19 protein-coding genes are annotated in these 22,310 nt (G+C 70.4%); 7 read left to right on the top strand and 12 right to left on the bottom strand.

Translation table 11 applies throughout. The features are described 5' to 3' along the window. Positions 1-135 precede the first annotated feature (135 nt). From ACIGAQ_RS29145 to ACIGAQ_RS29135, 3 genes are all read right to left on the bottom strand, one after another. Positions 136-1,176: a YncE family protein gene (locus ACIGAQ_RS29145; RefSeq protein WP_399787945.1), complete on the bottom strand. Its 1,041-nt coding sequence runs from the start codon at positions 1,174-1,176 to the stop codon at positions 136-138. Between the two features lie 993 nt (positions 1,177-2,169). Next, positions 2,170-2,595, bottom strand: coding sequence for a hypothetical protein (locus ACIGAQ_RS29140; protein ID WP_362283605.1), 426 nt, complete (start codon positions 2,593-2,595; stop codon positions 2,170-2,172). A gap of 781 nt (positions 2,596-3,376) precedes the next feature. Further along, positions 3,377-4,285, bottom strand: a complete 909-nt coding sequence (locus tag ACIGAQ_RS29135; protein WP_399787941.1) for a GNAT family N-acetyltransferase — start codon at positions 4,283-4,285, stop codon at positions 3,377-3,379. Between the two features lie 218 nt (positions 4,286-4,503). Here ACIGAQ_RS29135 and ACIGAQ_RS29130 point away from each other — a divergent pair, with 218 nt between their 5' ends. Continuing rightward, complete coding sequence (locus tag ACIGAQ_RS29130) at positions 4,504-5,304, top strand: class I SAM-dependent methyltransferase (protein ID WP_399787939.1); 801 nt, start codon at positions 4,504-4,506, stop codon at positions 5,302-5,304. Positions 5,305-5,641: 337 nt separating this feature from the next. Here ACIGAQ_RS29130 and ACIGAQ_RS29125 read toward each other — a convergent pair whose 3' ends face one another. Beyond that, on the bottom strand, positions 5,642-6,490 hold the full coding sequence (locus tag ACIGAQ_RS29125) for a helix-turn-helix transcriptional regulator (protein ID WP_399787936.1): 849 nt from the start codon (positions 6,488-6,490) through the stop codon (positions 5,642-5,644). 136 nt (positions 6,491-6,626) lie between these two features. Between ACIGAQ_RS29125 and ACIGAQ_RS29120 the strand changes: the two genes are divergently transcribed. Further along, on the top strand, positions 6,627-7,481 hold the full coding sequence (locus tag ACIGAQ_RS29120) for an NAD-dependent epimerase/dehydratase family protein (RefSeq protein ID WP_399787933.1): 855 nt from the start codon (positions 6,627-6,629) through the stop codon (positions 7,479-7,481). A 416-nt stretch (positions 7,482-7,897) separates the two neighbouring features. Here the strand turns inward: ACIGAQ_RS29120 and ACIGAQ_RS29115 are convergent, their stop codons facing one another. Continuing rightward, positions 7,898-8,308, bottom strand: coding sequence for a hypothetical protein (locus tag ACIGAQ_RS29115; RefSeq protein ID WP_399787930.1), 411 nt, complete (start codon positions 8,306-8,308; stop codon positions 7,898-7,900). Between the two features lie 671 nt (positions 8,309-8,979). Between ACIGAQ_RS29115 and ACIGAQ_RS29110 the strand changes: the two genes are divergently transcribed. Continuing rightward, positions 8,980-9,705, top strand: coding sequence for a dienelactone hydrolase family protein (locus ACIGAQ_RS29110; protein ID WP_399787928.1), 726 nt, complete (start codon positions 8,980-8,982; stop codon positions 9,703-9,705). 102 nt (positions 9,706-9,807) lie between these two features. On the opposite strand, the gene ACIGAQ_RS29105 is transcribed toward ACIGAQ_RS29110, so the two are convergent. Continuing rightward, entirely contained in the window at positions 9,808-10,968 is a 1,161-nt protein-coding gene (locus ACIGAQ_RS29105; RefSeq protein WP_399787925.1) for a DUF418 domain-containing protein, read from the bottom strand. A gap of 358 nt (positions 10,969-11,326) precedes the next feature. On the opposite strand from ACIGAQ_RS29105, the gene ACIGAQ_RS29100 reads away from it, so the two are divergent. Together ACIGAQ_RS29100 and ACIGAQ_RS29095 are read left to right on the top strand one after the other, a co-directional pair. Continuing rightward, positions 11,327-11,545 (top strand): hypothetical protein, encoded by a 219-nt coding sequence (locus tag ACIGAQ_RS29100; protein WP_362283582.1) that lies wholly within the window; start codon positions 11,327-11,329, stop codon positions 11,543-11,545. Positions 11,546-11,621: 76 nt separating this feature from the next. Then, positions 11,622-13,409 (top strand): ABC transporter ATP-binding protein, encoded by a 1,788-nt coding sequence (locus tag ACIGAQ_RS29095; RefSeq protein WP_399787922.1) that lies wholly within the window; start codon positions 11,622-11,624, stop codon positions 13,407-13,409. 199 nt (positions 13,410-13,608) lie between these two features. Here the strand turns inward: ACIGAQ_RS29095 and ACIGAQ_RS29090 are convergent, their stop codons facing one another. The 6 genes from ACIGAQ_RS29090 to aztB form a co-directional block, all read right to left on the bottom strand. After that, positions 13,609-14,721 (bottom strand): sensor histidine kinase, encoded by a 1,113-nt coding sequence (locus ACIGAQ_RS29090; RefSeq protein ID WP_399787919.1) that lies wholly within the window; start codon positions 14,719-14,721, stop codon positions 13,609-13,611. Further along, positions 14,718-15,377 carry a response regulator transcription factor gene (locus tag ACIGAQ_RS29085; protein ID WP_311679261.1) on the bottom strand — a complete coding sequence of 220 codons (660 nt, stop codon included), beginning with the start codon at positions 15,375-15,377 and terminating at the stop codon, positions 14,718-14,720. Before ACIGAQ_RS29085 ends, ACIGAQ_RS29090 begins: the two co-directional genes overlap by 4 nt. Positions 15,378-15,628: 251 nt before the next feature. Beyond that, positions 15,629-16,831 (bottom strand): zinc metallochaperone AztD, encoded by a 1,203-nt coding sequence (gene aztD / locus ACIGAQ_RS29080; RefSeq protein ID WP_399787916.1) that lies wholly within the window; start codon positions 16,829-16,831, stop codon positions 15,629-15,631. Between the two features lie 90 nt (positions 16,832-16,921). Further along, complete coding sequence (gene aztC, locus ACIGAQ_RS29075; RefSeq protein WP_399787913.1) at positions 16,922-17,899, bottom strand: zinc ABC transporter substrate-binding protein AztC; 978 nt, start codon at positions 17,897-17,899, stop codon at positions 16,922-16,924. After that, positions 17,896-19,131, bottom strand: a complete 1,236-nt coding sequence (locus tag ACIGAQ_RS29070) for a hypothetical protein (RefSeq protein ID WP_399787910.1) — start codon at positions 19,129-19,131, stop codon at positions 17,896-17,898. Before ACIGAQ_RS29070 ends, aztC begins: the two co-directional genes overlap by 4 nt. 21 nt (positions 19,132-19,152) lie before the next feature. Further along, positions 19,153-20,013 (bottom strand): zinc ABC transporter permease AztB, encoded by an 861-nt coding sequence (gene aztB / locus ACIGAQ_RS29065; protein WP_399787907.1) that lies wholly within the window; start codon positions 20,011-20,013, stop codon positions 19,153-19,155. Positions 20,014-20,028: 15 nt separating this feature from the next. On the opposite strand from aztB, the gene aztA reads away from it, so the two are divergent. Together aztA and ACIGAQ_RS29055 are read left to right on the top strand one after the other, a co-directional pair. Then, complete coding sequence (gene aztA / locus ACIGAQ_RS29060) at positions 20,029-20,772, top strand: zinc ABC transporter ATP-binding protein AztA (protein WP_399787904.1); 744 nt, start codon at positions 20,029-20,031, stop codon at positions 20,770-20,772. 269 nt (positions 20,773-21,041) lie between these two features. Next, complete coding sequence (locus ACIGAQ_RS29055; RefSeq protein WP_399787901.1) at positions 21,042-22,310, top strand: cation:proton antiporter; 1,269 nt, start codon at positions 21,042-21,044, stop codon at positions 22,308-22,310.

Here is a 22,310-nt window from a genome sequence, read left to right as displayed (position 1 = left end):
CAACGTCCCCGTCATCGCCGCCCCCCCGACCCGCGAAAGCGGGCCCGCTGCAATGCTGTCCGGCAGCCCGGGTCGGCGGTTGTCGAGTGCTGAGGCGGGCGGCGTGTCGGCCGCCCGCCCCGCGTACCCGTGCGGTCAGTGGTGGATCACATGCAGGCTGAGCGCGACGCCGTATTGCCCGGTCAGGGCGAACAGCCGGCTGCCGTCCGGGGACCAGGCCAGCCCGTGCGGGCGCAGGTACAGAGCGGTGCCTGGATCCAGGTCGACAACCTGGGAGGGCGCGTCGGCGCCGGAGGCGAAGAGGTAGACGTCGGGGCCGTAGGAGTTGTCGATGCCTGCGGCCACCGTGCCGTCGGGCGCGACAGCAGCAGCGACCGGATAGGTGCCGGTGGGATAGACGTGCTCCACCGACAAGTCGGAGAGGCGGAAGGCCAAGTGGTGGTACGGCGCGCCGCTCACGGCGAACAGGGTCCGCCCGTCGGGCGACAGGGCCAGGTCACGGACAGCGGAGATGCCACCCGGGTTGTTCTGCGTGGTGCGCACGACGGGGGTGCCGGAGGTCACGTCATACACGGTGACCGTGCCGGCGGTCGAGTGCTGGTCGGCGGCGATCACCAGACCCGGCGCATTGGGGGCGGACAGCAGCATCGGCGGCCCGGGCCAGGTGCCTTCCGGAAGGTGGGCCAGTTTCACCCGTGGGCGGGTGCCCAGGGTGAGCGAGCCGAGGTTGCTCTCCCACTGGTCACCGTAGGAGAACCAGAGGGTTCCACCCGCCAAGGCCATGCGCAGGGGGGCGGTGCCCGCGCCGGTGGCGTAGCGCGCCGTCGTCCGGTAAGTGGCGGTGTTCACGGCGGCGATGGCATCGCCTCTGCTGAGGGCCACGTACAGCGTGCGGGCGTCGGGGCTCAACACAAGGTCGGCGGCGCCCGGCAGGCCGGTCAGTGTCCGAATGATGCGGCCGTCGAAGTCGGTGACCACGACGGAGCCGGTCACGATGTCGGCTATGTACAGCCGCTGGTGCACGCTGTCGACGGCCATGTCGGCGTGGTACTCGAACGGCAGGGTTGTGCTCGGGGCGGTCCGTGCAGCCGCCGCGGCACCGGGCGCGGCGCCGACGAGGGCGAACAGGGCCAGAAGTAAGGCACCGAGCATGGCTCTGAGCCGGATGCGTCGCATACGCATGTCGTCCTCACGTACGAGCGCCCCCCACGGGCGCGTCGGGCAGGGATCAAGCGTTGCGACCTATGCCCGCGTGCGGCAACTTCAAGCGTCACCACGGACGATGCTTTCGGCACCGGGAGCCCGTGCCGTCACCGAAGCCGGACTCACCGGCCGGTGCCAGCGAGCCACGGGCTGCAGATCAGTGAGGCCCGGGCGGTGGTCAGACGGGGCTGTCCGAGACGACATCGACGTCGTGACCTCACCAGACACCGCGAGATCATCTCAGCCGTAAGGTTCGGTGCGGTGGTCGTGTGGGTGGGAGGCTGCAGGGGTGGCTTATCGACCTCGCTCTTCGGTTGCCGGTCCGTCCGCGCTTCCCCCTTTGTCTGGGTCTCTGTTGGCCGAGGCGCGTCGTGTTCGGGCAGCCGAACCACGAGCCTGGGCACCTTGTTCCAACGCGGCGCGGACCATCTCGACCTGGGTGTCGTCCAGCTTGGGTGGGCGTCCGGTGGCTACGCGTCTCCGTAGGCCCGAAGCACCGCCTTGCTCCCGCACCCGCCGCCTGCGCCGCATAGTCTCGGCACGCGCTCCACCGCCTCGCGATTTCCGCATGCGAGACGCCGCTCCCGAACGAAGCCTGCAACGGCCCGAGCGGGGCAGTCGAGCGGGACGAACTGGAGAGCGCCCGCTGCATCGCGCACGAGTGGCCGCTCATCAAAGAGGCCGTGGATACACGTTCCTGGATCGTTTCGACGAATCAGGTGTCTCCCTGCTCCCTCAAATCTGCCGCACCTACTCGCCCCGAGGGCGGACTCGCTCCTGCGGCACCGCCTGGACGGGAAGCGCGCTTCGATGGCCGGAGCCTTGGACTCCCACTGATCCGCCCCCGCCCACGGGGCCCGCCTGTGCTTCCACCTCAAGCCCGGCAGCTACGACACCGCCTGGGCTCATTGTGGTCCTGGAGCAGGTGAAGGTATCGGACTGCAAGACGGCGTACCACCCCACGTGTCAGCCGCAGACAGTCTCGCCGCCGTAATGCTTGACGCCATTTATCTCGACCCATCCGGAAATATACGCGCAATACTTCCATGCATCGGCAACGTAGATGGCTCCGGCGTACCTGTCGTAGTAGCCGTTGTCGTACCAGGAAGTTTGCCAACCATCACGGCGAATGCGGACCTCCATGTGGTGGAAGCCGTCCATGCGGTCCATGGTCATCGCGCACAAGGTGCCGCTGCCTTCGGGTGATCGCCAGACCCCGATGTACGCGGCGGACGTACCGTTGATGCCGATGGCTTCGTATTCACTGCCCTTGCAGTACGAGAAGGGTCCGGCGTAACCAGGCGGGGCATCAGCGGGGTCGGTTGCCGACGCGACTCCTCCGCCGCCGAACAGTGAGGCTGCCAGCATCACGCAGACTGCGGCCGCGGACATCAGGTTCCTTTTCGAGCTGTTGGTGCAACGCACTGCGTTCTCCCCTGTGTCAGGCATTCTGGCGGTGGTGAGCTGCGCGTCGTACCCGCATCGCGAACAGCCGGCCAGTTCCTCGAACGCACGATCTGGCTCGTAGGACGCCTCGCTACGAAAGCGGTGCTTCCACCCAAGCCCTCCTGATCCACTCCGTCAACCCCTCCGGCATCTACAACCGTCGAAAAATCCTGACAGACGTCGTCGTTGCCGGCTGTCGACTCCGCTTTGCCCAAGCCGGTCGACCGGGTCGTCTTCGAAAATCCTCGGGTGGTCGATCATGGTGGAGTGATACGTCGTCGGAAACTCATCGATCACAGGCGCGACTTACTCGTCCCACACCACTGCTCGCGGACGGCCTCGCAGCTGCTGCAGCGGGGAGCCAGGCACATACCAAAGGCGTACGGATGACGTGCATTTGCGGTGCGCAACCGGGCGCACGTCGGTGGGGCTCCAAGGGACGGCCGCGCCACCCTCACGCTCGGCCGTCGAGAGAACGGCGTCAGCCTCGACCTCAATCGTCCAGGACGACCTCGACTTCACCGGCCTCAAGACCGCTCAGACCATCCCCAGGAGCTTCATCCGCACCCTCGGACCTGATGGGCCACCACAGCCACTGTCCTCGTCGCCAAGCAGGGGCCCTGGCATTCGGCCTTTGTTTTGCGGCGCCCGGTGTTCGCATTCCAGTGCCGGGTCGCACCCGGTAAAGGTAGGTCGGTTACAACCGAGGGTATCCTTTTACGTTGGCTCAGGTTTGTTTCACGAGTACGGCGCGCGTGTAGAGCAGATGGAATCCCTGGCGCTGTACGTTCTCCTGCGATTTTGAACCTGGTTGCGTGGTAACGACGGCGACATCACACCCTGCTGCGGCGGCTTCGGCGAGCCGGACAGCCAAAAGGGCGGTCTGAATGCCTCGGCGTCTGTGAGCCGGCGCTGTGGCCGCTCCGGTCATCTGGGCAATCCCGTCGGTCATGCGGACACTCGCTCCTCCCACGACCGCACCGTTGCACACCGCGCTGTACCGCCTCATTCCGGCAGCGCCCACCAGATCACGGACCGCCGCCGCGATCACCTCACGCGGGAACTCCTCATGAGAGGGGACGCCTTGCGTGTCCGGGTGCGCGAAGCCGTCAGCGACGACTTCCAGCCAGTCTTCGAACTCCTCCTCGCCACTGGGCCTGATCTCGATCCCTTCGGGCGCGAAGCGCTCGTGCACCGCGGACAGCGGGAAGCCGAGCACGTTCTCGTACGATGTGAGCCGGTAGCCGCGCTCTGTCAGCGCTGCACCGATGGCCGGATCAGCCACATGGGCCAACTCCACCTGCACGGGTGCGCCCCGGTCCGCAAATGCCTGCTCGACTTCGTCGAGCAGGCCGTCATCCGGCATGCCGCCGAATCCGAGCCCGGCGACCTTGTTGAGCGGTGAGGCATGCTCGGCGAAGGCAGCCACGCCTCCCGCGAGCGGCTTCAGAAAACCCCCGCCGTCTCCATTGCGGCGATGCGCGGCCGCACTTCCCTTCGTGACGAGCTGCACTTCGGCCCGCTCGATCCGCTCAGCCAGGCCGATGTCACAAAAGAGCGGTTTTCCAGTCGTATCCACCGCGGAAGAGTACACGGCAGCTCGGTTGAAGCGCATCTCCTTTTTCGTGAGATCCATTTATTCCGTAACTGCTCCTGAGCATCCGTAACTGCTCCGGAGCGTCGGCAGCCAGGCTGTGCTTGAGGTACGGCCATCGGGCAATGGAGCCACCCGCACCGCCCAGCAACGAACGGGAAGAAAGCCCGAATGCAGGCTTGGACCTCCCACCCGCGCCTCGATGGCCCCGTGCCAAAAACAGAGCCAGAGCCCGACAGGGCGCTACTAAAGTACGACGTATGAGCCAGAATCCCGTCGACCCCGTCGCGCACAACCGCCTCGCCTGGGACCGTGAGGTGGAGAAGGGCAACGAGTGGTCACGCCCGGTCGGCCCCGAGGTGATCGCGAAGGCGCGGGCCGGACAGTGGTCCATCGTCCTGATCGGGTACGAGCCGGTCGACCCGACGTGGTTCCCGCCGGACATCGCCGGTCGCGACGTCCTCTGCCTGGCTTCCGGCGGCGGGCAGCAGGGTCCGGTCCTGGCCGCGGCGGGCGCGCGGGTGACCGTCTTCGACAACTCGCCCCGCCAGCTGGCGCAGGACGAGATGGTCGCAGCGCGGGAAGGGCTCGACCTACGCACCGTGCTCGGCGACGCGCGGGACCTGAGCGCGTTCCCCGACGCCTCGTTCGACCTCGTCGTCCACCCGGTCTCCAACCTGTTCATCCCGGAGCTGGCGCCGGTCTGGCGCGAGTGCCACCGCGTGCTGCGCCCCGGCGGAACGCTGCTGTCCGGCTTCCTCAATCCGGACGTCTACCTCTTCGACGCGGAGGCCCTGGAGGCGCGCGGCGCGCTGGTGGTGCGCCACCGTCTGCCCTACAGCGACCTCACCCACCTGGAACCCGCCGAGCGGGAACGGCTGTGGGGCCTCGACGCGCCGGTGGAGTACAGCCACACGCTCACCGAGCAGATCGGCGGGCAGATCGCGGCGGGTTTCGCCATCACCGGCTTCGCCGAGGCGCCGCACCACTCGGAGGCCACCGCCGGCTGGCTCTCCGGCTACTTCGCCACGAAAGCCGTCAAGGCCGGCACCGCTCGCTGACCCTTCACCGGCCGGGTCAGGTCAGCAGTGAGGCCGGCGGGCGACTGGGCCCGGTGGGCAGCGACGACCCTGCCGACACACGACCCGGGCACATCCCGGCCTCGGCAACCCCGCGTCTCTCATCGTCGTCGCGGTCCGCGCCGCCCGGGTCAGCAGGGAGGACGGTATGTAGTGGAGGGTGCGCGGCCCGCGCACGGCAGTTCACGGGCAGGGCGCTGGAGCAGCCGGCCGTACCAGCGGCGCAGGGCCGCGCTCGAGTCCTTGTTCGCCGCCCGCCGCCTGTCCGCCCCGTGGGCGACGTGCGGTGACTGGGAGCGAACTGAAGGCGCGCACGTGGTCAGGAGCCCGTCGACGTCAGGTCCTGCAAGCCCACCACCCGCAGCAACTGCAAGCGCTCGTACGAGTCCGTGCCCGGGCGGGCCGTGTGAATCACGAGCTGCTGGTTGTGGTCGGAGTTGACGAGGACCTCACAGTCGAGCTCCAGGATGCCGATCACAGAGTGCCGGAAGCGCTTCCTGGAGGCGCGGCGTACAGCGACCTCGTGTTCGTCCCAGAGGCGGGCGAACTCCTCGCTCGCGGCGTGCAGTTCGGCGACGAGGGCGGCCGGTTCGGGGTCCGTGGGGCGGGCCGAGGCCACGGCTCGCAGGCCGGCGACCTGCTCGCGGGCGCGCTCCGGGCGGTCCTCTGGCGGGAACAGCTCCTGGGCCGCCGGGTCCAGGAAGAAGCGGCGGATCATGTTGCGTCCTCGGGGCGGGCGGGCGAGGACGTCTCCGCTCAGCGCCCGCGACAGCGCGTTCTGGGCCAGGACCTCGCCGCAGTCGGTCACCACCATCGCAGGGACGTCGTGCAGCCGGTCCAGCACCAGGAGCAGGCCCGGGCGCACGTGCGTGCCGGTCGCCTCCCGGCGCGGCGGCTCCTCACCGGTGAGGTGGAAGAGGTGGTCGCGTTCGTCCTCGCTCAGGCGCAGGGCGCGGGCCAGCGCGGTGAGCATCTGGCGCGACGGGCGCGGGCCCCGGGACTGTTCCAGCCGCGTGTAGTAGTCCACGGACATGCCGGCCAGCTGGGCCACCTCCTCGCGGCGCAGCCCCGGCGTACGGCGGCGGGCGCCTGCCGTGAGGCCCACGTCGGAGGGGGCCAGGCGGGCGCGGGCGCGGCGCAGGAAGTCGGCGAGTTCGGCTCGGTTCACTTCTCCAGGGTGCGGGAGGCCGGGCGACTTATCCAGGGACTTCCGATCCCCTGATGGAGAGGTCTCTCCCGCTCGTCCCCGCGTCGTTCGAGGCTGGTCACCGATCACTGGCGACACAGTACGCAAGGAGCAGATCATGCTGACATTGGTGACCGGTACGACGGGACAGGTCGGACGCCGCTTCGTGCCGAGGCTGCTGGCCCAGCGGCAGCCGGGCGAGCAGGTGCGAGTCCTGGTGCGGGACGCGGCCCAAGGCGAGCACTTCGCGGAGCTGGGCGCTCAGGTCGCCGTAGGAGACATGCGCGACGAGGAGACCCTCGGCAAGGCGCTCGCCGGCGTGGACGCCGTCGTGAACGTCGCCGCCTCCTTCCGCGGGGTGCCGGACGAGGAGGCGTGGGCCGTCAACCGGGACGCCGCGGTGGCCCTGGGCCGCGCCGCGCAGGCCCAGGGAGTGAAGCGGTTCGTGCAGGTCAGCACGGGCAACGTGTACGGCGTCGGACGGGGCCGCCCGCTGACCGAGGAGGACGAGAGCCGACCGGGCGGCGCGATGTGGGGCGCCTACCCTGCGTCCAAGGCCGAGGCCGAGCGCGAACTGCTCGCACTCGACAGCGTGGACGTACGCATCGGACGGCTCCCCTTCGTCTACGGCGAGGGTGACCCGCACCTCGCCGACTCCCTCCACTGGGCCGCTGGCTGGGCGCCGCACCAGCGCCTGCAGATGGCCCACCACGCGGACGTCGCCCAGGGCCTGATGCGCCTGCTCTACGCACCGGGCATCGCCGGCCGGATCTACAACATCGCCGATGACGCCCCCGTCACGACGGTCGAGCTGTACCAGCTCAACGGCGTCGAGGTGCCCGCCGGGCTCCACGAGCTCACGGACCCCGACCCGTGGCTCGGAATCATGTCCAACCAGCGGATCCGCCGGGAGCTCGGCTTCCGGCCGATCTATCCGAGCGTCTGGACGGCCCGGGACGCCGGAGCCCTGTGACGGTCACGGCGCCCGGCCAGTCCACCGCTCTGATCCGACATCACCGCCACCACCAGATACTGCATCTGGCAGCACCAGGTACCTCGTGATCGGCGCGTGCAGTTCAGTGACGCACCGGACGTACTCGTCGTGGGGGGGGCGGCCCGGTCGGGCACGGGGAGCCACCCCGGTGAGTGCCTTCTCGGGTGCGGACCCCTTCCACGCTGGCCCGCGGGGCGAGCACGGCCACCGGACCGGGCGTCCCGGGCGCGGATCCCGCCCGTGTCCAGCCCTGGCACGCGCTGCGAGATCGTGCGGCGCGGCCGTGGGGCGGGCTGACGGGCTCGGGGAGCCCCGGTGAGCCGCTGACCGAGCGGCGCCGGTCTCTCCACGCCGTGATCACCGGCCCGATCAACGACTACTGCTCGTCCGACAAGTCAGGGTGATTCGCTCCGGCCAGGCGTCTCGAGACGGTTGAAGCCGACGAGGCGGGGCGAGATGGCGAAGGTTAAGGATGCGCCGTCGGGGGTCTTGAGGGCCGTCACGATGTCGTGGTCCGGTGCACCGAATATCTCGAAGTGCTGCACGGTGCAGTGCTCCATCACCTCGCGAATGTACGGATCCGACAGCCGCCAGTGGGCGCGGATGGCATCGGAGTCGCGGTAGAGCTGGAAGCTGTGCGCCAGCATCCGTTCCTCGTCGATGAAGACGTCGACCATGAGCTGGGGGCCGTGCTCTTGAGCGAATGCCACCGCCTGCGCGATGGCGCGCCGGAAGCCGTCGAGGTGGCCGTCCGTGATGCGCATGGTGTTGCGAAAGAGAATGGTGCTGGTGTTTGTGGTCTCCATACACCGAGTGTTGTACCTAAACCAAGGTTGAGGTCAAAGGTGCAACTCAGCCGGGGAGTGCTCCGCATCGGAGATCCCCCGCGTGCCGTTCCGCCCACAACTCGTCCTGGATGGCTACGGCCTTGCCGTAGAAGGCCCCATGTCGAGATAGGCCGCCGCGGATCGTGGCGGACCTCAGCTGCGTGACCTTCATGGACTCCAGCGGCATCAACATCTTCGCCGTCGGCTGCCATCCCGCCCTCGAACAGGCCCTGACAGCCTGCCCCCTCCACTGGCTGCTTGCGCCTGAGTCGTGTCGCGGCGCCGCCGCCGTGGGGCCGGCACGACCTGGACGAGCCGCAGTGCGAGATCGGGATGCGCTCGGCGTAGGTACGCCTGGTCAGCGGACGACGGCCGGGCAGGGTGGTGCGTCGGCCAGGGGACGCCCTGGACGGCGCTGGTCAGCACTTCCAGTCACCGGCGGGCGCGCGGTGCGGTTTTGGTCTCTTCATCGAGGCCAGGCACGGACGCACTCACCCGCGAGCAGTTCGATGTCCTCCCCACGCTCGACCTGACGGAGGAAGTGACGAACGGCGCCTTGGTCAGACCCCGGTCCCGACAGGAGATCTCCCCTTCTGCCGGCAGCAGAGCACCGGCCTGAACGGGCGCGAAGGTCACTACAGTCCAGGCTCATGACGACGGTTGCCACGCGCACGATCGAATACGCCGCCGACGGCCTGACGATGATCGGGCACCTCGCGCTCCCGGCCGGTGCCGACCGCCGGCCCGCGGTCCTGGTCGGGCCCGAGGGCGTGGGGCTCAGCGACGTCGAGCGCCGCCGGGCCGACGCGCTCGCCGAGCTGGGATACGTGGCCCTGGCCTTCGACCTCCACGGCGGGCGCTATCTGGGCGACCCTGAGGAGATGCTGGCCCGTTGCCTCCCGCTGCTCGCCGACCCCGACCGGATGCGAGGCATCGGCCACGCGGCGCTCGACGTGCTCCGCGCCGAGCCACGCACCGACCCCGGCCGGATCGCAGCCGTCGGTTACGGCACCGGGGGCGCCATCGCGCTGGAACTCGGACGCGACGGCGTCGATCTGCGGGCGATCGCGACGCTCAACGCACTGACCACGGGCCGGCCAGACGAGACAGCGCGCATCCGCTGCCCGGTGTGGGCCGGGGTCGGATCGGAAGACCCGATCATGCCACCCGCGCAACGGGACGCATTCGCCGCAGAGATGCAGGCCGCGGGTGTCGACTGGCGCCTCGTGGTCTACGGCGGTGCCCTGCACGCCTTCCCTCACCCACCCGTCGACCACACCACGCTCCCCGGAGTCGGTCACCACCCGCAGCACGCGCAGCGTGCCTGGCGCGACGTCGTCGACCTGCTCACCGAGTGCCTGCCCGTAAGGGAGTGATCCAGTGGGCATCCACTCACTGCGCACTGGAGGAAGAGGTGGAGTCGTCAGCTGCGGCCGGGGCCTGGGTGGAGTGTGGTGGCGCCCCGCCCCGGCCGGGTCTCATCGGATGTGCTTCGTGGGCTTTGTGGCGGCGTTGAGCAGGTACTCCAGGGGGCCGCGGCGGAAGAAGCGGGACCAGATCGCGGCGAACAGGATGGCTCCGAGGACGTACATGATCAGGGGCAGCCAGGACTGCTGCGTGCCGGTTCCGGCGGGCGTGGACAGTGCGGACTGTGCGAGGAAGTGGCCGACGTAGGCGGTCAGGGACATGGTGCCCACGGCGATGACCGGCTGGGCCAGGCGGCGCAGTCGTGGCAGGCGGTCCATCGCCGCGGTCGCGCCCACGATCACGAGGATCGCGATTCCGACGCTGCCGATGATGTCGAACGTGGTGCCGCTGTGCGGTCCTGCCTTCAGGAGAAGCGAGGCGGACATGTCGGGGAGCGAGCCCGCGTCAGGGGGCATCGACCCGCTGCCGGTGGGCATCGCCCCGGAGCCGCCGGACGACGGCCCGTCTTCCGCGAGGCTGCGCAACGCGCCCGGGCCGGCGAGCAGCAGGGACATGCCGTAGGCGGCCGCTGTGAGGGTGGCGCCGAGTGCGGCGAGGCGCTTCCGGATGGTGGTGGAGGAGAGGTCGAGGCGGCCCAGTGCCATGCCCGCGATCACGAAGGACATCCAGGTGAGCGCCGGGTAGAAGCCGGTGAGCAGCAGATCGAGGACGCCGACCTCGCTGAGGTGGCGGAGCGGGTCGTAGGTGTTGATGCTCTGCCGGACCGACTCGGTCAGCGCCGAGGTGAGGACGAACGCCAGCTGCGGTGTGACGAGGGCGAACGCGGCCGCGAGGAAGGCGAGGGTCCTGGCGCGCAGTCGCACCAAGGGCAGGGCGAGGAGGAAGTAGACGCCGTAGAAGCCGAGGATGATCACTCCCCCGTACTCCATGGCCATCACGGTGCCCAGCGCCAGCAGGACCACGGCCCGGATCGCGATCCGCGCCTTCGCCTGCCGGCCGGCCAGGCCGGTTTTCGGCTCGCGGCGGCCGGCGAGCAGCATCAGTGAGAACCCGGCGAGGGTGGCGAACAGGATCGACGAGTGACCGTCCGATAGGTAACGGATCCAGCCGGCGACGCCGGACGTGGCCGACAGCGGGGGGCCGATGTGCACGACGTACATGCCGAACACGGCCAGCGCGCGGGCCAGGTCCACCCCGACGAGGCGTCCCATCGAGGCACCGGGCGAGGCCGGCCCGGCGGACCCGGTGGAGGTCCGGGGCGGCGGAGGCGAGTTCTCCTGAGGAGCAGACGTCTCCTGCGGAGCAGACGTCTCCTGCGGAGCAGACGTCTCCTGCGGTGGCTGTGTCTGTGTCATACGGAGAATTTCGCGTGGACGTCAGGGCGCGGACCATCCGGCAGTCTTCGGGAACGGCCCCGCCGATCGGCGGGTCCCGCCCTGCCGACCGGCGGAGCGTCGGTCCCCGGCCCGTCCGGTGGGGCCGGACGGTTGTCTTCTCCAGCCAGTCGGCGGGGGTGGACCCGACAGTTGCCGGATGGGCGCGGGGCGGACGGGCTTCCAGGCTGGAGGCATGACACACCGTGCACGACACGACGAGCGCGAGGACTTCCTCGGCGCCTCGGCCGGCATACCAGGCCGTGAAGCAGTTCCTGGCAGGGGCGAGTTCCTTGAGTTGCTCGGTATGACGCTGGCGGCGGGCGCCTTCGTGCTGTTCGTCGCCGTCCGTCCCGAGGTGACCGAGGCGCTGGTGCACAAGCTCGCCGTGGGCACCGCCGGACTCGCACACTGACCCGACCCCTGCCCATGCCTGGTCCGCCGGTCACCGTTGATGCGGTGCCCGGCGGACTGCAGAAGAAAGGAATCTCGTGAACACCGCATCCGCCCCGGCGCCGGATGAAACCTCCCTGACCGCCGGACAGACGGCCAAGGCACTGTACGCGTACGTCCGGCCGCACCGGTGGGCCGTCGCCCTCGGCCTGCTGTGCGCCCTGGTCGGGGCCGCCGGCGGACTCCTGCAGCCGCTGGCCACGAAGACACTGGTGGACCGGCTCGCCTCCGGTGACACCATCGCCGGGATCCTGATCGCGCTCACCGCGCTGGTGCTGCTGGGCACGGCGGTCGAGGCGTTCGGCGCGTACGTGCTGGAGCGGACGGCGGAGTCGGTCGTCCTGGCCGCGCGGCGCACCCTGGTGGGACGGCTGTTGCGGCTGCGCATCGCGGAGTGGGAGCGGATTCCGCCGGGTGATCTGATGTCCCGGGTCACCTCCGACACCACACTGCTGCGGGCGGTCAGCACCCAGGCGGTCGTCTCCGCGGCCACCGGCGCGGTGACCTTCGTCGCGGCGGTGGTGGTGATGGCGTTCCTGGACGTCGTGCTGCTGGGTGTGACGCTCGGTGTGGTCGTGCTGGTCGGCGGGGCCGCCGCGCTGGTGATGCCACAGATCGCGCGGGCCACCGAGCGGGCGCAGGAGGCGGTCGGGGAGATCTCCGTCGCGCTGGAGCGGTCCCTCGGGGCGTTCCGCACGGTGAAGGCGTCCGGTGCCGAGGAGCGGGAGACCGCCCGGGTGGAGGCGGCTGCACGGCGGGCGTGGCGGCACGGTGTGAAGAGCGCGAAGTGGGAGGCCGTGGCGGGCTCGGCGGACGAACTCGCCGTCCAGCTGGCGTTCCTGGCGGTGCTCGCCGTCGGCGGGGCGCGGGTGGCGTCCGGGGAGATCCCCGTGTCCACCCTCATCGCCTTCCTGCTGTACCTCTTCTACCTGATCGAGCCGGTGTCCAGGCTGGTCGACGCCGTGTCCTCCTATCAGGAGGGTGCGGCCGCGGTCTCCCGGATCGCGCAGGCGGAACGCCTGTCGACGGAGCCGGCCGAACGGCGAACGGGCGCCCTGCCCGGGCGGCTGCCGGCGGTGCCGGCTCCGGCGTCGGTCCGTTTCGAGGACGTGTCCTTCCGCTACCGCCCGGGCCTGCCGTACGTTCACGAGCAGGTGAGCTTCGAGGTACCGGGGGCCGGGATGACGGCCTTCGTCGGCCCCTCGGGCGCGGGCAAGTCGACGGTGTTCGCGCTCATCGAGCGGTTCCACGAGGTCACCGGCGGCCGGGTCCTGGTCGACGGCGAGGACGTACGGCACTGGCCGCTGCGCCGACTGCGGTCCGCCATCGGCTATGTCGAGCAGGACGCGCCCGTGCTGGCAGGCACGCTCCGCGAGAACCTGGTCTTCGCCGCGCCCGGCGTGACGGACGACGAGATCCGCGAGGTCCTGGCACGGACGAAGCTCGACACCCTCGTCGACCGCCTGCCCCACGGCCTGGACACCCCGGTCGGACACCGCGGGTCGAAGCTGTCGGGCGGCGAGCGGCAGCGCGTCGCCATCGCCCGTGCCCTGTTGCGCAAGCCCCGGCTGCTGCTCCTGGACGAGGCGACCTCGCAACTCGACGCCGTCAACGAGTTCGCGCTACGGGACGTCATCGCGGAGGTGGCGCGCGAGATCACCGTGCTGGTGGTGGCTCATCGCCTGTCGACGGTGACGGGTGCCGACCGGATCGTCGTCATGGACGCGGGCCGGGTCCGGGCCGTGGGCACCCATGCGGAGCTGGTGGACCAGGACGGGTTGTACGCGCGGCTGGCGGCCACCCAGCTCCTGGCCCCCACGCGATGACCCACCGCACGCCGGGTTGTCCGGTCGTCCGCTCCCCCACGTGCCGGAATCCTCACCGCCCCTGACGCGACACGGGGAACGGCCGGGACAGGGAGCTGGACGAGGCAATCCGGCGGAGCGCGGTCCCAGGGAGTCGGCGCCCGCTGCCGGCTGGGGTTCACGCGTGAGCCTCGTGAGCCGAGGCAGGCGGAACGGCGTGTCAGTGCGCGCTGAGGGGGACCCTCAACCGCACCCGGTAGCCGCCCTCCGCGGTCGGGCCCGCGTCCAGGGTGCCGTGCAGGATCTCGGCCCTTTCCCGCAGACCGACCAAGCCCTGCTGCGAACCGGGCAAGGAGAGGGAGGGGCGCGTGGGAGGGGTGTTGGTGACGGTCACTCCCACGCCGTCCCCGTCCTGCCACAGCTCGACGCGGGCGTGGGCGCCGGGGGCGTGCTTGCGGACGTTGGTCAGGGCTTCCTGGACCGTGCGGTAGAGGGCGCGTTGGGCGGGGGTGCCCACCGTGGGCGGCAGTTCACCGGTCAGCTCTGTGTGAGTGCCGCTGGATGCCACCAGTTTGCGCAGGTCGGCCAAAGTGGGCTGCGGGGTGAGTTCGGTGGCGTCGCCCCCGGAGGCACGCAGCAGCGTGACCATGGTGCGCAGCTCGTCGAGGGTCGTGACGCTCAGCGAACGGATCGTGCGAGCAGCGTCCTTGGCGTCCGCGTCCTTGGCGGCGACCTGCAACGCCCCGGCCCGTACGGCGATGAGGCTGACCTGGTGGGAGACCACGTCGTGCATCTCGCGGGCCAGTTGGGCGCGTTCGCGGGCGAGCACGGCCTGGGCATGCAGGTTCCGCTCGTGCTCCCTGGCCTCCTCGATCTCGGCCAGCCGGCGCGCCAGGTCCCGTTGCGCCTGGAGAAGCTGACCGAAGAGGACCGGGGCGACGCTGGTTGCCAGGCCGTACACGAAGAAGACCAGCGTCATCGTCCGGTCCGCCTCGGCCAGGGGCCACGGAGTGCTGCTCGCCACGGCGGCCAGGACGACGCACACCGTGAGGAGACGGCGGTTGCGGGAGCGTTCGGCCAGTGTGAACAGCGCCGCGAGCACAGCGACGGCGACCTCCTGCATCAGCGCGACGGGCAGGGTGAGCAGGAACACGGCGAGCGGGAACCGCCGCCGGAACGCCAACGCGACGCAGCCCACCGTGGCCAGCGCCACCTCGGGCCCCGTGTACTCCCACGTGTTCACCACCAGCACGTCCACGGCCGCCACCGCCACCAGAACGAGGTCGACGACCGGCATGGGAACCCGCTGCCACACGGCACGTGCACGGCTCATCGACCGGCCCCCGGCCGCGGGTGCTCGTCGAGCAGTCCGGCCCGCTGCGCCAGCAGCGCGGCCTGCACCCGGCTCGCCACCCGCAGCTTCGTCAGGATCGCGCTGACGTGGTCCTTCACCGTGCCCGCTCCCAGGTGGACGCGCGCCCCGATGTCCGCGTTCGACAACCCCTCCGCCACCAGGACGAGGACGTCACGCTCCCGTGCGGTGAGCAGCCGTACCCGGGCCGCCTCCGCATCGACCGCCGCCGCGGTGCCGGGGTGACTGTGCAGCAGGGCCCGTGATGCCTTGGGGGACAACACGACACCGCCTGCGGCCAGGGTCCGCACGAGGTGGGCAAGCTGCTCCGGCTCGGTGTCCTTGAGCAGGAAGCCGGCCGCGCCGGAGTGCAGCGCGGTCAGGATGTACTCGTCGGCGTCGAACGTGGTCAGCATGGCCACCACCGGCGGATCCGGCACGGTCCGCAGCTCGCGCAGGACGGTGAGCCCGTCGACGTCCGGCATCCGGATGTCCAGCAGCACCACGTCGGGCCGTTCCCGCCGGACGGTCTCCACCGCGTGGCCGCCGCTCGCGGTCGCGACGACCTCGATGTCCTCGGACGCGCCCAGAATGAGTTCGAAGCCCGAGCGGACCAGTGCCTCGTCGTCGACCACCACTACCCGGATCACGCGCCCCGCCTCACCTTCGTTCTTGCCGTGCGGCCCTGCCGACTCGACCCTAAAGCCCACGTAGAGCCCTTGTGGCCCGGCGAGCGGCAGCTCCAGCCACACGGCGGGGTGGCACCCACCACTCGGCAGGGGCGATACGGCCGGCTGCCGTACAGTCCGTGATCGGCGCGTGTCTCCCGGCAGCGGTGTGCCCTCGCCACCGCGGCACCAAGGCCGATGTGGGAGGGCACGTTGCGGAGTCAGTGTCCGGCGACGACGCCCGACAGTTCGTTCGTGCTCTTCGGCAGGGTCACGGAGGTGATCTTCTTCCCCGTCTCCAGGTCGATGGCGTGCAGCGCCTTCTTGCCGGGCTCGGAGACGTATGCGACGTGTCCGCGCACGAACAGGGTGGGCCGGGCCTGCTGCCAGTCCAGGGGCTCCTGCCACTGGCCCACCACGGGGATCTTCTTCTCGACCTTGCCGGTGTTCGGGTCGATGACGCGGAGGGCACCGTCGGTGCCCAGGACCAGGGCCTCGCCGTGCGGACCGCGGCCCAGCGAGCGGAAGGAGTAGCTCGCGCCCAGGTCGACCAGGCGCAGCTTCTTCTTGCCGGTGTCGATGAGGGAGATACGGGTGGGTCGCTCCAGCTCGGCCTCGGGGTCGGTCTTGTAGTCGCCCAGGAGCACAGGCGAGGCGTCGCTGCCCGCCTGGTTGCCGATGCGGCCGTAGTCGTCGGGTGCGTCGATCTTGGTGAACTCGCCGTCCTTGTAGATCAGAATGCCGTCCTCACAGCCGATGCCGATGGCCTCGTTCTCGGCGGCAGCCTCGCCGTGGACACCGGGGCAGTCCTCGTTGCGCGCGATCTCCTTGTTGTTCTTGTCCAGCACCAGAGCGCCGGTGCGCTTCTCCTCGGTGCCCAGAGTGCTCACGAGCTTGCCGTCGGCCAGTTCGATGGCGACGCCGTGGTGCGGCTCGGCGGAGGTGTACATGCGCCCTTGCGGCTTCTTGCCACCGCTCAGGTCGGTGGGGTCGAAGACGTTGACCTCTCCTGTGCCGTCGGTGAAGAGCACGGTCTTGCCGGCGTGACGGACTACGTGGCCGGGCTTGGCGCCCTTGTACTCGATGTCGGTGAGGGTCTGGCCGGTGGCGTCCAGAACACGGAATCCGCTGTCGGTGGAGACGACGACGTGGTCCTTGTCGCCCGCGGGATTGACCCGGTTGAAGCCGGGCAGGTCGATGGTCCTGGCGAGCTTCAGGCTCTCGCCGTCGAGGATGTACAGGCCACCGTCGAAGGTGGCGACCACCGGATCCTTGACCGTCGCCGCGGGCGTGGCGCCCGCGGTGGCGTCGGACTCGGTACCGGCCGTGGAGGAGCCCTCTCCGCCGCAGGCGGTCAGGACCGCCGACACCGCCAGAGCCAGTGCCGTGCCCGTCAGGGCTCTGCCGCGTATCGCCATGTTCATCGTTGCGTTCCTTTCTGTGCCGCGCGGGTGGCGGCATGGAGACGTGACGTGCCGGCCCGATGACCGGTGTGCCGGAAGGTTCGGGGTGGGTCAGTCGCCGGTCAGACCGGTGACCATGGCAGTGGTGTTGGCGCGCATCATCCGCAGGTAGGTGTCGGCACCCTCGCCCTTGGCGGTCAGGGACTCCGAGAAGAGCTCGACGACGCGGACCCCGCCGCCCATCTCCGTTCGCAGCACCTCGGCGAGCCGTTTGGGCTGGGAGGAGTCGGCGAAGACGGTGCGCACGCCCGCTCGCTGCATCGCCTCGGTGAGGGAGCGCAGGTCCGAGGAACTGGGTGAGGCCAACGTGGTGCCGCTGGGGATGACAGCGCCGATCACGCGGAATCCGAAGCGGTCCGCGAGGTAGCCGAAGACATGGTGGTTGGTGACGAGCGCCCGCCGGTCGGCGGGGACGCGGCCGAAGGACGTCTCCATCCGGGTGGTGAGGTCCGTCAGTTGCTTCGCGTAGCGGTCCGCGTTGGCGCGTATCGTGTCGGCGTCGACGCCGTCGACGTGGTCGATGACCTGGTCGGCTATCAGGCCGGTGACCTTGCGCACCCGGTCGGGGTCCGTCCAGAAGTGCGGGTCGGGCTGCTCCTCCTCGCCCTCGGGGCCGCCGTCGCCGGCCGTGTGGAAGGTGAGCGGGTCGGCCGCCTCGCCGGCCGCGAAGGTGGCGACGCCGGACTCGCGGGCGGCCTCCACGTGCCGCAGCACGTTCTCCTCCAGGCCCAGGCCGTTGTAGACGACCAGGTCCGCCTGTTCCAGCTCGGCGGCCTGCACCGCCGACAGACCGAAGGAGTGCGGGTCGGCGTTGGGCTTCATCAGGACGGTGACGTCGGCCTCGTCCCCGACGATCTCCCGGGTGACGTCGCCGAGGATGTTGGTCGTGACGACAATGCCGGGCTGGTCGTCGCCGGGAGTGCAGGCGGTGACGGTCGCGGCTGCCACGAGGGCGAGCAGACCCGCGATCAGGCTCCGCAGGCGCGCGATGCCCACCCTCGCGCGGTGCTTGGCCTCGGTGCGGCTCATCGGCCGGTCTCCGCCATGAGGACCGGCCGGATGTCCAGGTCGAAGGAGCGCGCGATGCGCAGGCCGTCGTTGTAGTCGATCTCGAACACCTTCTTGCCTTCGGGGTCGTTGACGTAGGCGCGGCTGCGGTCGACCTCGATGACGGGGGCGCTGTCGTCGGTGCCGGCCCGCTTCCGTTCCGTCAGCAGCGGTTCGGTCCGCGCGGTCTGCTTTCCGGTTGCGATGTCATAGCCGTGCAGCGCACCGTCGGTCTCCAGAACGAGCAGCGGGGAGCCCTCTCCGGCGGTGTTGGCCGCGACGACGTCTCCGGTGTCCACCCGCTTCCAGGTTCGGTCGGTGACGTCGAGGACCCAGACCGCGTCGTCCCCGGCCGGGGCGGTGAGGGTGTCGCTGCCGGGTCGATGCCGGAAGGCGGTGGCCCGTTGCCGCGCCGGGACGTGCCTCCCGTACGGAATTTCCTCGGCGGTGAAGGCACCGTCCTCGGTCCGGACGAGCAGGGCGCCGTCGGCGCAGCCGAGGATCACGCCGCGCCGGGTGACGGCGTCCCCTCGGGGGTCCTCACACCTCACGTCCGGTGAGGCGACACGCCCGCCCTTGCGGTCGAGGACGACGAGTTCTGTGCTACCGCCCTTGCGTGCGAAGGCAAGCAGGTGTTCCTCATACGGGACGACGGCACCGGCGTAGGTGCCCGGCAGCGTCCGTGAAGAGCTGATCGTGCCCTTCTCCAGCTCGGTCCGGTCATAGAGGACGGCGTGCCCGTCCGCGTCGGTCACCGCGGTCACGGCGACGTCGCTGCGCACCTGGGCTCCACTGCCCGCGGGAAGCTTCCCCACGTCCCGTGTCGCTGCGCTGTAGTAGTGGACGTGGTCGCCGTGGTCCACCATCCAGGTGCCGCTGTCGAGGACATGCGTGCCCCCGGGTGTGCGGAGGTAGCCGAACCTGCCGTCCGTCCCCAGCCGATCGGCGTCTTTCACCTGGGCCGTCCTGTGCACCTTGCCGGTGATGAGGTCGAGGACTCCGGTGCTGCCGCTGCCGGGGTCGTTCAGCAGGAGCCGGGACTGCTGCTCGGCGGCCTCCCGGGCTCCCTCGACGTACCCGTGCGGGGTGGCGGACGGGGAACTCGCGGCGGGCCGCGCGGCGCTGTTGCTCTCTGCCGCACAGCTCGTGGTGAGCAGCGCGGTGAGCGCCAGTGCGGCCGCTGCCCACGGAGTGACGTTCGTGCGGACGGTCATGACGATCGCCTCTGGCTTCTTTCAGTTGACTTCGGGTACGGGGACCGGGGCGTGGGCGTGGCGCGTACGGCGGTCACGCAGGGCCGACAGCACGTGGGAGATGAAGAACAGGCTCACGGCCAGGGCGGCGACGGTCGCGCCGGCGGCGGTGCTCAGGTGCCAGGACAGCAGCAGGCCGCCGAACGTGGCCAGGGTCCCGAGCAGTGCGGCGAGCGCCATGACGCCGTGCACGGAGCGCGCCCAGGGCAGGGCGGCCGCCGGCGGTGCGATGAGCAGGCCGAGGACCAGCAGGGTTCCGACGATGTGGAACGAGGCGACGATCGCCAGGCCGAGCAGGCCGAGGAGCACGGCGTGGGCCAGGCGCGGCCGCAGCCCGAGGGTGTGAGCCTTGCGCGCGTCGAAGGCCAGGGCCAGGAAGGCACGGTGACCGAGCACCGACACCAGCAGCGCCGCCAGCAAGGCCGCCGCGAGCAGGAGGAGGTCCTGCAGCCGGACGGCGAGAACGTCACCGAACAGGAACCCGGTCAGGTCGACCGCGAAGGACTGCGAGCGCGACACGATGATCACACCGAGCGAGAGCATGCCGACGAACAGCAGCCCGATGCCGGTGTCCTGCGACAGCCTCGGCGTACGGCCCAACGCGGTGACGCCGGCCGTCATGACGGCGGCGCTCATCACCGCGCCCACGAACAGATTTCCCCCGAGGAGCGCGGCCACTGCGACGCCCGGCAGCAGCCCGTGCGACATGGCGTCCCCGAGGAAGGCCATCCCCCTCAGCACCACCCAGGTGCCCGCCAGCGCGCAGAGGGCGGATACGAGGATCCCGCCCCACAGGGCCCGCTGCACAAAGGTCACCTCGAACGGGACCGTCAACCATTCCATGGCCAGGACATTACAATGAAAACCATGTTCACCAAACCGCCCTCCTCGCCCGCCCCGCCCCCCGAGCGGACCGCTCACATCCGCTTCTCGGGGCTGTGCGCCGGCTATCCAGGACGTCCGGTTCTCCACCAAGTCACCGCGGAAATACCCCAGTTCGCCACAACGGTGCTCGTCGGCCCGAACGGCAGCGGCAAGTCGACCCTCCTCGGAGTGCTGGCCGGTGTGATCAAGCCGACATCCGGCGTCCTCCTCCGCACCGGCGACCGGCCACCCGCCTTCGTACCCCAGCGCGGCGCGGTCGGCGACACCCTGCCGCTCACGGTCCGGCAGACCGTGGAGATGGGGCGCTGGGGCGATCGCGGCCCCTGGCGCCGGCTGACCCGCCGGGACCACGCGACCGTGGACGCGGCACTCGACCGGCTCGGCATCGGCGCACTCGCCTCCCGGCAATTGGGTGAGCTCTCGGGTGGCCAGCGCCAACGCGCCCTCATCGCGCAGGGGTTGGCGCAGGAGTCCGACCTGCTGCTCCTCGACGAGCCGACCACCGGCCTGGACATCGAGGCGAGGGAGCGCATCGGGGAACTGCTGACGGCACTCGTCGCGGACGGGGTGACGGTCGTCCAGGCCACGCACGACCTTGACGTCGCACGCGCCGCGGACGCCTGCCTCCTGCTCCAGAACGGACGCCTCACCGGGCAGGGACGTCCGGAGCAAGTCCTGACCACGTCGGCCCTGACCCAGGTCTGGCAAACGCTCTGAGGAGCCCGGTGGACGCACCCACGAAGGCCGCGCCGGCATGGCCCGACCCGTGCGCAGGGTCCCGGTGATTCCACCGGTACAGCGGGCCCGGTCGTCAGCGACCACTCACAGCGGCGGCGAGCGTCGTGTGCTGCCGCGACGGCACGGCCAGTTCGGGGTTGAACGCCATGGCGTGTCGGTGCCGAGCGAAGAACGGGCTGCGGAGGCGAGGCATGTGCGCACACGGGGTACACACGTGGCCTGGAGTGATGCCCGGGTAGGAGGATGCGGTGACACTTTCCGACGTGGTCTACGTCTGTCTGGGCCTCGGCGCGCTCGGGGCGGCCGTGCTGCCCCGGCTGGTGTCCAGGCGCCCGTTGTCCCTGCCCATGGTCTTCCTTGCCGCGGGGGTTCTGGTCGCCTTGGTGCCGGTGGGCGTGCCGACCGTGGATCCCGTCGGTGAGCGCCTGTGGGTCGAGCACGCCACCGAGGTGTGCGTGATCGTGTCGCTGATGGGTGCGGGGCTCGCGATCGACCGGCCCTTCGGGTGGCGCCGTTGGTCCAGCTCCTGGCGGTTGCTGGGCATCACGATGCCGCTGACCGTGGCCGCCGTCGCCCTGCTGGCCTGGGGGCTGCTCGACTGGCCCCCCGCCGCCGCTCTGCTGCTGGGGGCCGTGCTGGCGCCCACCGATCCCGTGCTGGCCGGTGAAGTGCGCGTGGGTGAGCCGCTCGGCACCGAGCACGACGAGGACGAGGTGCGGTTCTCCCTGACCAGTGAGGCCGGGCTGAACGACGGACTCGCCTTTCCGTTCGTCTACGCGGCGCTCGCCCTCGCCGCGGCGGCCGGGACGGGCTGGTCGGCGGACTGGATCGGCTCATGGGCGCTGACCGACCTGCTGGGCAAGTGCGCCGTGGGGCTGGCCGTCGGGGGCGGTGTCGGCCGGCTGCTGGGGTGGATGTTCTTCCGGGTGCGCACATCGGTGCTGCGGCTGTCCGAGCACATGGAGGGCTTCGTGGCGCTGGGCGCCACCTTCGTCTCGTACGGCATCGCCGAGGTGCTCCACGGTTACGGCTTCCTGTCGGTGTTCGTGACCGCGTGCGTCATCCGGGCCGCCGAGCGCAGCCACGGCTATCACAAGGTGCTGCACGAGTTCACCGAACAGATCGAGCGGCTGCTCACGGCCGTGCTGCTGTTCCTGCTCGGCGGTTACCTGGTGGCCGGCGCCTTGTCCGCCCTGACACCGGCGGGCGCGCTGCTGGGGGTGCTGGTGCTGCTGGTCGTACGGCCACTGAGCGGGTGGCTGGCGCAGGTACGGTCCGTCGCGGGGACGAAGGAGCGTGCCGTGGTCGCCCTGTTCGGCATCCGAGGCATCGGTTCGCTGTTCTACCTGTCCTACGCGCTGGGGCAGGGCTCCTTCGGCGGGCTGGAACGGGAGCTGTGGGCGGTCGTGGCCTTCACCGTGGTGATCTCGGTGGTGGTGCACGGGGTGATGGCGTCGCCGGCCATCGGGCACCTGGACCGGCGACGGGAGGGGGCGGAGCTCGACGAGCGGTCGTAG

This window comes from Streptomyces sp. NPDC085932, from assembly GCF_044540525.1.
In the GTDB taxonomy this organism is placed as follows: Bacteria; Actinomycetota; Actinomycetes; order Streptomycetales; family Streptomycetaceae; genus Streptomyces; species Streptomyces levis.
Note: the sequence above shows the minus strand (reverse complement) of the source record. Positions and strands in the feature narration are given on the sequence as shown.

Excerpts from the sequence above, each read along its gene's own strand:
- aztD (WP_399787916.1), bottom strand. The coding sequence starts at position 16,831 with ATGAACATGGCGATACGCGGCAGAGCCCTGACGGGCACGGCACTGGCT.
- ACIGAQ_RS29090 (WP_399787919.1), bottom strand. The coding sequence starts at position 14,721 with ATGAGCCGTGCACGTGCCGTGTGGCAGCGGGTTCCCATGCCGGTCGTC.
- ACIGAQ_RS29135 (WP_399787941.1), bottom strand. The coding sequence starts at position 4,285 with ATGGATCTCACGAAAAAGGAGATGCGCTTCAACCGAGCTGCCGTGTAC.
- ACIGAQ_RS29115 (WP_399787930.1), bottom strand. The coding sequence starts at position 8,308 with ATGGAGACCACAAACACCAGCACCATTCTCTTTCGCAACACCATGCGC.
- ACIGAQ_RS29110 (WP_399787928.1), top strand. The coding sequence starts at position 8,980 with ATGACGACGGTTGCCACGCGCACGATCGAATACGCCGCCGACGGCCTG.
- ACIGAQ_RS29130 (WP_399787939.1), top strand. The coding sequence starts at position 4,504 with ATGAGCCAGAATCCCGTCGACCCCGTCGCGCACAACCGCCTCGCCTGG.
- aztA (WP_399787904.1), top strand. The coding sequence starts at position 20,029 with ATGAAAACCATGTTCACCAAACCGCCCTCCTCGCCCGCCCCGCCCCCC.
- ACIGAQ_RS29120 (WP_399787933.1), top strand. The coding sequence starts at position 6,627 with ATGCTGACATTGGTGACCGGTACGACGGGACAGGTCGGACGCCGCTTC.
- ACIGAQ_RS29145 (WP_399787945.1), bottom strand. The coding sequence starts at position 1,176 with ATGCGACGCATCCGGCTCAGAGCCATGCTCGGTGCCTTACTTCTGGCC.
- aztB (WP_399787907.1), bottom strand. The coding sequence starts at position 20,013 with ATGGAATGGTTGACGGTCCCGTTCGAGGTGACCTTTGTGCAGCGGGCC.
- ACIGAQ_RS29100 (WP_362283582.1), top strand. The coding sequence starts at position 11,327 with ATGACACACCGTGCACGACACGACGAGCGCGAGGACTTCCTCGGCGCC.
- ACIGAQ_RS29070 (WP_399787910.1), bottom strand. The coding sequence starts at position 19,131 with ATGACCGTCCGCACGAACGTCACTCCGTGGGCAGCGGCCGCACTGGCG.
- ACIGAQ_RS29140 (WP_362283605.1), bottom strand. The coding sequence starts at position 2,595 with ATGTCCGCGGCCGCAGTCTGCGTGATGCTGGCAGCCTCACTGTTCGGC.
- aztC (WP_399787913.1), bottom strand. The coding sequence starts at position 17,899 with ATGAGCCGCACCGAGGCCAAGCACCGCGCGAGGGTGGGCATCGCGCGC.
- ACIGAQ_RS29105 (WP_399787925.1), bottom strand. The coding sequence starts at position 10,968 with ATGGGACGCCTCGTCGGGGTGGACCTGGCCCGCGCGCTGGCCGTGTTC.